4 protein-coding genes and 1 pseudogene are annotated in these 12,886 nt (G+C 39.7%); all 5 read left to right on the top strand.

What is annotated here, in order from left to right:
• The first annotated feature begins 132 nt into the window (after window positions 1-132).
• The 5 genes and pseudogenes from addB to ACFFIX_RS24945 all read left to right on the top strand — a co-directional run bounded on the left by addB (window position 133) and on the right by ACFFIX_RS24945 (window position 12,753).
• The gene (addB, locus tag ACFFIX_RS24965) at window positions 133-3,624 is read left to right on the top strand and encodes a helicase-exonuclease AddAB subunit AddB (protein WP_446686117.1); all 3,492 of its coding nucleotides are present in this window, start codon (window positions 133-135) and stop codon (window positions 3,622-3,624) included.
• Window positions 3,617-7,345: a helicase-exonuclease AddAB subunit AddA gene (addA, locus tag ACFFIX_RS24960; protein ID WP_378938938.1), complete on the top strand. Its 3,729-nt coding sequence runs from the start codon at window positions 3,617-3,619 to the stop codon at window positions 7,343-7,345. Before addB ends, addA begins: the two co-directional genes overlap by 8 nt.
• 105 nt (window positions 7,346-7,450) lie before the next feature.
• Window positions 7,451-8,628: pseudogene (locus ACFFIX_RS24955) on the top strand (exonuclease SbcCD subunit D).
• Window positions 8,625-12,035, top strand: coding sequence for an AAA family ATPase (locus ACFFIX_RS24950; protein ID WP_378938936.1), 3,411 nt, complete (start codon window positions 8,625-8,627; stop codon window positions 12,033-12,035). Before ACFFIX_RS24955 ends, ACFFIX_RS24950 begins: the two are co-directional and overlap by 4 nt.
• Before the next feature lie 268 nt (window positions 12,036-12,303).
• On the top strand, window positions 12,304-12,753 hold the full coding sequence (locus ACFFIX_RS24945) for a DUF2512 family protein (protein ID WP_378938934.1): 450 nt from the start codon (window positions 12,304-12,306) through the stop codon (window positions 12,751-12,753).
• Window positions 12,754-12,886 lie beyond the last annotated feature (133 nt).

Here is a 12,886-nt window from a genome sequence, read left to right as displayed (position 1 = left end):
AAGAAAAAAGATAAGTAATCCCACATATAAGTGAAAAAAGTTGGGTGACTCAAAATAAATTTTGGGTGACCCTCTCTTATTCCATAGCAGAAAGTTTAGGGCCTAATATCTGAGTAAAAGTGGTGAATAAATATGAGTAGCATGCAATTTGTAATCGGCCGGTCGGGTAGTGGAAAAACAAATTATCTACTAAATGGAATTCGCGAGGAGCTTTTTAAGGAGCCAACAGGTTCTCCGCTTATTTATCTTGTTCCAGATCAGATGACATTTGGTGCAGAATATGAATTGATTAAGACGCCAGGTTTGAGAGGGATGATTCGTGCTCAAACCTTTAGTTTTAGCCGTTTAGCTTGGCGTGTTTTACAGGAAACTGGTGGAATGGCGAGACATCATCTTTCAAGCACGGCCATTCAAATGATGTTAAGAAAGCTTGTGGAAGAATACAAGCAGGATTTAAAAGTGTTTACAAAAGCAAGTGATAAAAGTGGATTTATTCAGCAGCTTGAAGCGATGCTTACGGAGTTTAAGCGATACTGTTTGTCTCCTCAGGAACTGGATGAGTTTATAACTGGAGAAAATGACACGGACAAGCAAGCTTTGTCAGAAAAACTCCATGACTTGGCGCTTCTATATGCACAGCTTGAAAAATCAATGAGTGAAAAGTACATAGATTCAGAGGATTATCTGCAGTTACTAGCTGAACAAATTCCTCAATCAGAGTATCTACAATCAGCTGAAATCTATATTGATGGTTTTCATAGTTTTACCCCTCAGGAATATGAAGTAATTGGGGTATTAATAAAACATGTTAAAAAAACGACGATTGCACTAACCGTGGACAAGCCATATACCGAACATTTGCCTCACGAGCTTCACTTATTCCGAATGACAGGTATGACATACAATCGTATACGGGAACTGGCACTTGAAGCAGGTGTAGAAATAGAAGAAAGCATTGTTCTGGACAATCATCCAAGATTTTCTCATAGCCCATCACTCGCGCATCTTGAAACAAATTATGATGCACGTCCAACAAAAGCAAGTGACACCCGGCCAGATATTACTCTATTACAGAGCTCTAACGCTCGAGCAGAAGTTGAAGGAATTGCACGAGAAATTCATACATTAGTCAAGAGTAAGGGCTACCGGTACCGAGACTTTGCCATTTTGAACCGAAATGGTGCAAATTATCATGATTTAATACAACAGGTTTTCAAAGATTACGATCTTCCTTTTTTCATTGACCAAAAACGTTCAATGCTCAATCATCCTCTAATTGAATTGATTCGTTCAAGTCTTGAAGTTGTAAATGCGAATTGGCGCTATGAAGCGGTGTTTCGTTGTATTAAAACGGAGCTTCTTTTTCCACTTGAAGAAAACCCGGAAAAACTCCGTGAAGAAATGGATCAACTCGAAAACTATGTACTATCATATGGAATTCAAGGTACAAAGTGGACAAATGGTGAGCGCTGGCGTTACCGAAGATTTTACTCCTTAGAAGATGAGTTTGTGATAACCGATGAAGAACAAGAGATAGAAGAAAGATTAAATTCATTGCGAGATTTAATTGTACCAGCTTTAAGGACATTACAGACTTCATTAAAAAAAGCAAAATCAGGCCGAGAGCTAGCACAAGCTCTTTACCTCTATCTAGAAGAGCTAAGCATTCCTGAGAAAATGAACCTTATAAGCCTTGAGGCAGAGGGAAAAGGACGTTTGTTGGAAGCAAGAGAACATGACCAAGTATGGGAATCAGTTATTGGATTGCTAGATGAATTTGTTGAAATGCTTACAGACCAACAAATTACAGCTAAGCTTTTTGCAGACATGCTTGAAACCGGGTTCGAGGGTATGAAGTTTTCACTTGTTCCACCAGCCATTGATCAAGTATTAGTTGCTGATTTTGAACGTTCTAGATTTTTTAACTTAAAAGTAGCCTTTGTGATTGGAGCCAATGATGGTGTGTTACCAGCAAGACCAAAGGAAGAAGGCATTCTTTCAGAGGATGAGCGTGAGGCTCTGCATCATAAAGGGATCGAACTTGCAGCTACAGCAAGACAGCAGCTTCTTGATGAAAATTTCATAATCTATTTGGCGTTGACCAGTGCATCTCATAAACTATATCTTTCCTATCCAATGGCAGATGAAGAAGGAAAAGCGTTGCTACCGTCAATCATTACTAAACGAATAAAAGACATGTTTCCAAGGATAAAGACAGTTCATTTACTGAATGAGCCAGGTGAATTAAGTGAAAGTGAGCAGCTTTCGTTTATCGTAAATGAAAATGTTACACTCTCCTACTTAACAGCACAGCTTCAAGCTTGGAAACGCGGCTATCCAGTTCTCCCGCTGTGGTGGGATGCTTATAACTATTTCATTACATCTAGTCAAAAACAAAGAGCAACCGGCGTCTTAAGTAGCCTTTTTTATCAAAATAAAGCACCGAAACTCCAATCAGATATTAGCCGCGAGTTATATGGAGAACATATCCAAGGAAGCGTGTCGAGAATGGAGCTATATAATAGCTGTGCGTTCTCACATTTTGCTTCACATGGCTTAGGCTTAAAAGACCGTCAATTTTTCCGTTTAGATGCACCTGATATTGGTCAAATGTTTCATGCCGCACTTAAACTGATTTCTGATCGGTTGCATCAGCTTAATCTCGACTGGAAAGAGCTAACAGCTGAACAATGTGAGCGATTATCAATGGACGCCGTTGAAAAATTAGCACCTCGTCTTCAAAAGGAGATTCTACTAAGTTCCAATCGCTATCATTATTTGAAACGTAAGCTGCAAAAAATCCTTGCGCGCGCTTCAGCGATTTTAAGCGAGCATGCAAAAGCAAGTGGATTCACACCGGTCGGTTTAGAGCTAGGATTTGGGAAAGGTGGCACACTACCTCCTATTCAATTCACTTTAAATAATGGCTGTACGATGGAAGTTGCCGGACGAATAGATCGAGTTGATAAAGCCGATCACTCAAATGGTGTTCTCCTCCGAATTGTTGATTATAAATCAAGCCAAAAAGACGTTCATTTGTCAGAGGTTTATTACGGATTAGCAATGCAAATGCTCACTTATTTAGATGTGATTATTACCAATTCAAACGACTGGATTGGGGTTAAAGCCTCACCGGCGGGAGTTCTCTATTTCCATGTTCATGATCCGATGATTCAAGCAAAATCATGGATGGATGAAGAAAAAGTAGACGAAGAAATTCTTAAGAAATTTAAAATGAAAGGCTTACTGCTAGGGGATGAAGAAGCAGTTCGTCTTATGGATCACACACTAGATGCTGGCGTTTCCTCTAATGTAGTATCAGCGAGCATGTTAAAAAAAGGCGGCTTTAGCAAGACGTCGCAGATCGCAAGTGAGCAGGAATTTGACCTCCTCAGAGATCATGTTAGAGATACTTTTGTTAAAGTCGGAACCGACATAATTGATGGTGTGATTGACATTGCCCCTTATAAGCTAAGGGATAAAACACCATGTGCATTTTGTGCATATAAATCCGTCTGTCAATTTGATGAAGCATTGGATGAAAACAATTACCGTTTATTAAAGCATGAAAAAAATAGTGAAGTGTTAAAAAGAATGAGAGAGGAGGCTGGGCAAAGTGAGTAAAACAATAGCAAAGCCCGCAAACAGCCAGTGGACCGATGACCAATGGAAAGCCATCGTTTCAAGTGGACAAGACATCCTTGTTGCTGCAGCAGCGGGTTCTGGGAAAACAGCAGTTTTAGTTGAACGTATCATTCGAAAGATTCTTTCGAAGGAAAATTCGGTCGATGTCGATCGCTTACTAGTTGTCACGTTTACAAATGCATCCGCAGCTGAAATGAGACACCGAATTGGTGAAGCCTTAGAAAAAAGCTTAAAAGAAAATCCAGCCTCACTTCATTTAAGAAGGCAGCTAACCTTATTAAATCGGGCATCGATTTCAACTCTACATTCCTTTTGCCTAAATGTCGTCCGCAAATATTATTATCTTATTAACATTGATCCAAGCTTCCGAATTGCCGACGATACGGAAGGTCAGCTATTGATTGATGAAGTTCTGGATGACATGTTTGAAGAACAGTACAGTATCGAAAACAATGAAGCATTTTTCGATCTTGTCGATCGTTATACGTCTGATCGAAATGACCTTGAATTACAGGTGCTCATTCGCCAGCTCTATTACTTTTCAAGGTCGCATCCTAAACCAACAGCATGGCTTGATGAGCTGTTAACCATGTACGATATAAAAGAAGGAGAAACTCTTGAAAACCTTCCTTTCTTAAGCTATTTACTTCAAGACATTGATATGCAACTAGACGGATGCAGGGAAAAGCTTGAGCAAGCGTTGGAATTAACAAAACGTCCAGCAGGTCCGGCGCCTAGAGCAGAAAATCTAGTGAATGACCTCGAACAATTGCGCGGACTTTTGGCAGTAAAGCATTCATGGCCTGACCTTGGCGAGAGAATGCATGCTTTCAATTTCACAAAAGCAAAGCCTTGTAAAAAAGGAGAATTTGATGATGCGCTTGTTGCACAGGTCACAGCTCTACGTAATTCAGCAAAAAAGCAGATCGAAGACTTACGTGATGATCTTTTTTCACGTTCATATGAAAGCTACCTTGGAGATCTTCAGCATTTAAAGCCCGTCATGGAAAAACTTGTTGCTTTGGTAAAAGAGTTTGCTGAACGATTTGCAACAGTAAAAAAAGAAAAAAGCATTGTCGACTTCGCAGATTTAGAACATTACTGCCTTGAAATTTTAACTAGTGAAAACGAACAACCAAGTGATGCATCCACCTTTTATAAAAATCAATTTGTCGAAGTGTTAGTTGATGAATATCAAGATACGAATTTAGTCCAGGAATCGATTTTAAAGCTTGTCACGAAAGAAGGAGAAAGCACGGGAAACCTTTTCATGGTGGGCGATGTAAAACAATCGATTTACCGTTTCCGTTTAGCAGAGCCGTTTCTATTTTTAAGTAAATACAAACGGTTTACTACAGAAGGAAACGAGAGTGGACTCCGTATTGATTTATCGAAAAACTTCCGAAGTCGAAGTGAAGTTCTCGACGGAACCAACTATATTTTTAAGCAAATTATGGGTGAATCAGTAGGCGAAATTGAATATAACCATGACGCTGAATTAAAGCTTGGTGCCAAGTATTCTGGGCATGAAGCCAACAAAATGAATGCAGAGCTACTTTTGGTTGAAAAAGGTATTGAATCAGCCGAGACTGATGGAGAATCAACAGATCAATTTGATCAGGAAGATCTCGAAACCGTTCAGTTAGAAGCGCGATTAATGGCAAAAAAAATTCGCGCAATGATAACGGAGCAATTCCCTGTTTACGATCGAGGTCTTGGACGCGAACGAGCAATAACATACCGTGACATTGTTGTTCTTTTACGCTCGATGCCATGGGCTCCACAAATTATCGAGGAGTTTAAAAAACAAGGAATTCCCGTTTATGCAAATCTATCAAACGGTTATTTTGCAGCCACGGAAGTCTCAATTATGTTAGCGCTGCTCAAAATCATTGATAATCCATTCCAGGACATTCCGCTTGCGTCTGTTTTACGTTCTCCAGTTGTCGGTCTGAGTTCGAATGAGTTAGCAATTATAAAAACATATGACAAAAAAAGAACCTATTATGATGCTGTAAAGGCTTGTGTAAAAGAAGCAGCACCTGCTCATCAACACTTAGCGAACAAGCTTCAATCTTTTTTATTGTTGTTTCAGCAGTGGAGAAATCTCGCACGAATGGGGTCTGTATCAGATTTAATTTGGCAGCTTTATCGTGATACAAAATTCTTTGACTTTGTTGGTGGAATGCCTGGTGGCAAACAGCGACAAGCCAATTTACGTGCTTTATATGATCGGGCCCGCCAGTATGAATCGACATCGTTTAGAGGATTATTCCGCTTTCTTCGATTTATCGAAAGAATGCAAGAACGCGGCAATGACTTAGGAGCAGCAAGGGCACTTGGTGAGCAAGAGGACGTTGTGCGGTTGATCACGATTCACAAAAGCAAAGGGCTAGAATTTCCTGTTGTGTTCGTAGCTGGACTAGCCAAACAATTTAATATGATGGACTTGAATAAAAAGTATCTACTAGATAAAGAGTTAGGATTTGGAACGAAGCTCGTTAACCCAAAGCTTCGGTTAAGCTACCCAACCTTACCTTATTTTTCGTTAAGAAAAAAAATGCGGATGGAACTTCTTGCTGAAGAAATGCGAGTCTTATATGTTGCATTAACTCGTGCAAAAGAAAAGCTCTTTTTAGTTGGAACTCTCAAGGATTCCCAAAAGTCATTTGATGTGTGGCGTATGAATAGTACCCACAAGGATTGGTTGTTGCCTGACTTTGAACGTGCAAAGGCAAAATCCTATCTTGATTGGATTGGCCCAGCATTAGTTCGCCATCGTGATAGTGAAGTACTTCATGGTGAAGAATTGAACGCCTTAGTCCCTAAAGAAATAGCAGAGCATCCTTCAAAATGGACAGTTAGAACGATTGGAGCAGCAGAGCTTCAGGAGATTGTTTTAACGGAAGAGAAAACAGATAAAGACTTGCTTCAAGCTTTGAAACACGGTGAACTAGCACCAGTCGAAGGCCATTACAAAGATGAAGTAATCGACCAGTTATCCTGGGTATACCCTTATGAAGAAGCAACACAGCATAGAAGCAAGCAATCGGTCTCAGAAATGAAGCGTAGAAATGAAGTGAAAGACGAATATAGTGCACATGAACTTGTCTCAGGCAAAAAACGTTCATTTGTCCATAATCGACCCACCTTTATGCAAAAAAAATCATTGTCACCTGCAGAAAAAGGGACTGCGATGCACGCTGTGATGCAGCATATCGACTTAACAGAACCTGTATCCGAACAAACTGTCATGAAGAAGGTTTCGGAGCTCGTGAAAAAAGAAATTTTAACAACTGAACAAGCAGATTCAATTAAAATTGATCGGGTATTGAACTTTTTCCAAAGCAGTATCGGGAAGCGTTTAATTAGCGCTGAAAAAGTACAAAGAGAGGTTCCATTTAGCTACGCTCTTTCTGCACAAGAAATCTATAAAGGTGTCACTGATGAAGTTGTCCTCATTCAAGGTGTTATTGATTGCTTGTTTGAAGATGAAGACGGTCTCGTATTATTGGATTATAAAACTGATGTCATCGAAAGCTTGTTATCTCAAGGTCCAGAAGTAGTAGCGCTAACGTTAAGTCAAAGATACAAAATTCAAATAGAGCTTTATACAAAGGCAGTTGAAGAAATTGCTCGTCAACCAATTAGCCGAAAGTACTTATATTTCTTTGATGGCAGCTATTTACTGGAACTCTAAATATGAAAATTTTGGCGGGGCAATCGGTGTCACACGATTGCTTTAAGCATGTTAGCGCCTGAAAAATTAAGTGCGTAAACGAATCATGAAGGGAAGTTAACAAAGATGCGGATATTGCATACTGCTGATTGGCACCTTGGTAGAACGTTAGAGGGGCGCAGTCGATTAGCTGAACAAGCACAATTTATCGATGAGTTAGTGAGAATCGCCAGCGAAGAGAAGGTTGATGCGATTTTAATGGCAGGTGATGCATTCGATACGGTAAATCCTCCAGCGGCTGCGGAACAGCTTTTTTATGAAGGGCTTTCAAGGCTATCAAATCACGGCAAGCGCCCGATCATCGTGATTGCAGGAAACCATGATAATCCAGACCGTTTGTCGGCAGCTTCCCCTTTAGCTGGAAACCATAGCATCCATTTAATTGGTTATCCAATGAAGGAAGCAATCAAGGTTAACATCCCGTCAGCACAAGAAACGATGATGGTGGCTGCGCTAGCCTATCCTTCTGAAGCAAGATTAGCAGAGTTATTATCAAATGAGCATGATGAAATTCTCCTGCGTAATAAATATGATGAGAAAATACGTGACTTATTTTCCCTTATGTGCGGGCAGTTTGGACCGGATACAGTCAATATGGCAATGAGCCATATTTATGTTGCAGGCGGTAGTTCGAGTGACTCTGAACGACCAATCGAAATTGGGGGGCCTATACCGTTGCCGCTACAAGTTTGCCAGAAGCAGCACAATATGTAGCTCTCGGTCATTTACACAGACCACAGGACATTAAGCGTGCCAAAACGAAGGCCCGTTACTCAGGATCTCCCCTTTCCTATAGCTTTTCTGAAATAGGCTACGCAAAAACTGTGACCATACTTGATGCAAAGCCTAATCAAGAAGTTGTCATAAAAGAGATCCCTTTATCATGTGGCAAGCCCCTCGTCAAATGGAAGGCAATTGAAGGAGTTAGTCAGGTTCATCGCTGGTTAGATGAAGAAAAAGATAAAAACGCATGGATTGATTTAGAAATCCACTTAACAACTAACCTTTCAATAGAAGAAATTCACCGATTAAGAAAATGGCATACAGGTTTTATTCACATCCGTCCAGTTTTTCAACTTGAGCAAGAAATCGTTTCAACAAGACCATCCAATATGCCGATCGATGAATTGTTTAGTCGTTTTTATGAAAAGCAAACAGGCGGAGCTAAACCAGAGCCTGAGCTGTTAAAGCTTTTCTTAGACTTACTAAACGACGAAGAGGAAGAGGAAGGTGCCTACACATGAAGCCAATTACTCTAGCTATTTCAGGATTGCATAGCTTTCGGGAAAAACAGGTAATTGACTTTAACACTCTGTGTGAAGGTGGGATTTTTGGGATTTTTGGCCCAACAGGTAGTGGGAAATCCTCAATTCTAGACGCCATGACTTTAGCGTTGTATGGAAAAGTTGAACGTGCTTCAAACAATACTCACGGCATTCTCAACCATGCCGAAGAACAGCTTACCGTGTCCTTTACGTTCGAGCTTGTGAATGGTTCTGTTCAAAAACGTTACACCGTTGAACGAGTATTCAAGCGTGCCGATGAAATGCGCGTAAAAGCAACTATTTCTCATTTAATTGAAGTTGGCGAAGAGACAATTGTTTTAGCGGATAAAGCAGGAGAAGTGACTGAACATGTATATAACTTGCTAGGCTTAACAATTGACGATTTCACCCGTGCCGTTGTTTTACCACAAGGGAAATTTGCTGAATTTCTATCCTTAAAAGGAACAGAAAGACGTCAAATGCTGCAACGACTTTTTCACTTAGAGCAGTACGGTGATCAGTTAATAAAAAAGCTCAAGAAAAAAACAACTGAAGCAAAATCAAAGCGAAATGAATGTGTTGCTGAACAAATTGGCCTAGGTGATGCATCAATAGAGGCCGTAGAAGAAGCGAATAAAGAACGTGCAAATACAGAGCTGCTATTGCAAAAAAGAAGCAAAGAATATGAAGCAGTTACAAAAGAATTTGAAAGCAAACAAGAGATCTGGCAGCTACAATCTGAGAAGCAAACGTATGAAATGCAAAAACAAGAACTTCAAACTGGGCAAGCTCAGATCACCTCTCTACAAGAGCAGTTTGCACAGGCGGAAGAAGCAGAATCACTGAGACCTTACGCTGAAGCAGTTCAGATAACCAGTATTGAAAAAGATGAAACAGAGAAAATGCGAATAGACTATCATAAGCAGTACATTGAGTTAAAAGATCATTACGAAAAGATTAACAAGTCTTACGAAATCATACGTGAAGAAAAATCATCACAAGAGCCTGTACTCGTTATTAAAAGGGAAAAGCTTCTTACCCTTAAGCAGGTAGAAGATGAACTAAACATGATGATCGAACAAGTAAAAAGTCTCCAATCAGCTCAGGTGACGTTAGCTGGAAAAAGAGGTCAGCTCACACATCAGCTTGATACAAATAAACAAGCATTGAATAAATATGTCACGAAACAAACAGCACTAAAGGATGAGTTAACCGAAAATATAATTAGTGTAAAAGAACGACAACAAGTTCGCGATGCACAAGATGCTAAACACAAGGTTATGCAAGTGTTGAATGATTTTAATGAAGTTAGTGATTTTACATCTAAAAAGGGTACTTTGCTATCAGAATATAAGGTCCAAATGAACCAACTAACAAAGAAATCGATAACTTTTAGGAAGCAACTTCTAGAATACTTCCAATTAATACAGAGACATTATGGAATTGTCAGTGAAAGAGATCTTGAACACGAGCATTTTTTAATAAAAGCGAAGCAGCAATTAGAAATAACAGTGAGTCTTGAAGATAAAGACAAGGAACAGCAGCTTGCGAAAGAGTTAGTAAAGCAGCTAACAGCAGGTGAACGCTGTCCAGTTTGTGGCTCAACTGACCATCCACACCCGGCAGAGGATAGGAATGAGAACCATTCAAATCGAACGAAATCTGCTTATTTTAAAGATTTCATTGAACAGCAACAGGTTATAAAACAAGATGCATATTCTCTAAAGCACAAGCTACAAAGTCTAGCGCAGCAGTTATCAGATGAGTTTCCATTCTTAAACGAAGCAAAATCGCCAATAGAGGCGCTAGTAAAGCCGCTATTAAGTGGTCTAAATGAGCAAGAGACACAGCTTTATTTTGAAGAAGGTCACAAAAGGTTTTCGGTTGAATACAAATCAATTGCCCAGGACTTACTGGGGTTGAAAGAACAAATCGATAAAACGTCGATTCTATTAAGAAACACTGCCAATGAAGATGTAAAGCTACAGCACTCTATTTCATTAGCTGAACAAGAACTAAGCGACCTCGTTGAAAAACAAGGTAAGCTAGACCAAGAATATAAAGTGAGCGAATCTAATTACCATAAGGAATTTCCTGCTATTCCTCTTGAAAAGATAGAAGAACTTTTGAAAAGCATTTTTGAAAGAGATCAGGCAGCAGAACAAATCTCGGCAAGAGTTCAAAAGAGTGTCTCCATTATTGAGAATCAAACTGAAATGGTTAGAGAGCTTGAAGAACAAAAAACGATACTGGCTCAAGAGGAAGTTAAGCTGAACTCAGAGCTTGAAAACCGCGAGCAGCAAGTGGGAGAGAAGAGAGAAAAACTAAAAGAAGTAGAAGGTACCCTTAGTATTGGCGAGCAAATTAAGGAGATTGAAGAGCGCCTGAGTGCTCTAATTGCTCAAGAAAAAACTCTTTATGCTTCTTGGCAAAAGTCATCCAAAGAGTTGCACCAAGTAGCAAATGACTTAGCTGCAAGTGAAAAGTCCTATGAGAATGCCGTAGTTAGACATCAAAAAGCTCTTGAAAAGTGGGGGAATATTAGCAAAAACTCAACCTTCCAAACCATCGAAAACCTGTTAGCTTCTTTACAAACATCCCAAGAAAGGCAAGCTATGAAGATGAAGATTGATACTTACTTGGATAAAAGAAAGCAAATCGACGCAGACTTAAAACGAATTGAAAGCAAGCTAAACAATCAATCACTTGCAAATGAACAGTGGCAGCATATCGGCCAAATAAAGCAAGAGCTAAAAGGATTTGTCGACGCGGCGGTGGAAGCAAGAGGCGCAGCAGGCAAGGCTTTATCTACATTGCTCGAAAAGCACGAACGTTTTATGATAATTGAAAAACAACGTGAAACGCTTGATGAATCCATTCAACACTTAGACAAGCTTCAAGCCGTATTTAAAGGAAATGGGTTTGTAGAATTTATTGCAGAAGAGCAATTACAACAAGTTAGCCGAGATGCAACGGAGCGACTCGGATTGTTAACAAGACAGCGTTACGCAATTGAAGTTGATTCACAAGGTGGCTTTATTATGAGGGATGATGCAAATGGTGGAGTTAGACGACCTGTTTCCACACTATCAGGTGGCGAAACATTTTTAACATCGCTTGCATTAGCACTATCTCTGTCAACACAAATTCAGCTGCGTGGGGAGTTCCCACTCCAATTTTTCTTCCTTGATGAAGGCTTTGGTACATTGGATGCAGACCTCCTCGATACAGTTGTTTCCGCATTAGAAAAGCTGCATTCAACAGACCTATCCGTTGGGGTAATTAGTCACGTTCAAGAGTTGCGGGCACGATTGCCGCGTAGGTTAATTGTTCAGTCAGCAGAGCCGTCTGGAAAAGGATCTTCAGTTTACCTTGAAACATTGTAACAATGCTTTGACAAAATGATGCGCAAACAAAGAAATCTAACGAGCGAAAGCGCAAAAGTGGAAATCGTTGAGTAAGCAGGATTTAAGAAAACAGCAGAATTCATTGTGAATTCTGCTGTTTTTTTGTAGTATCACCAGAAAGTATAAAACTTGATACTAAGTCTGCGTTTCGCAAGTCCAGCTCCGACGCACAGGACGTGCTAGTGCATAGGATTGCTGTTTTAACAGATGATAGAACTAAGCATATATGAATATGAGGAGGGACATCGTGAGAATTTTTACAGCTCTAGGTGCGAAATTTCTACTTACGTTTGCGATACTTTCTTTTGTATTAGGATTGATTTTTCAAGTTAATTTTGGGTACGTGTTTGTCGTTTCAGTTGCTTTAACATTTATTTCTTATCTGATAGGTGACTTATTTATTTTACCGAAAACAAATAATACGATTGCCTCGATTGCAGATTTCGGGTTAGCGTTTGCTGGAATTAGCTTTTTACTAGCTCTTGTCAATGAAAACCCAAACTTCCCGATCGTAACAGCTGCATTTTTTGCATCTGTTGGTCTCGCTGTTGCTGAGTTTCTTTTTCATCGCTTGATTACGTTGAACAACAAGGTTGAAGGTAAATCGGATGACCGACGGAATACTGCACTATTGAAAGAAAACTATGCCATGGAGGCAGCGGAGGAATTTGATTACAAGTCAAAAGAAAAACGGTAAAATTCTATTGTGAATTTACCGTTTTTCTTTGTTGTATAGCGTACTATGTCAAATACTATTTCTTGGATTTTGTGCATGCCGAACACACCAACCAATTTTAATAACCAATTTTAGGTTCATAAGGAAGCAACTG

Origin of the sequence: Metabacillus herbersteinensis, assembly GCF_042433335.1 — a bacterium.
Classification (GTDB): Bacteria; Bacillota; Bacilli; order Bacillales; family Bacillaceae; genus Metabacillus; species Metabacillus herbersteinensis.
This window is presented reverse-complemented; position numbering and strand designations above follow the sequence as displayed.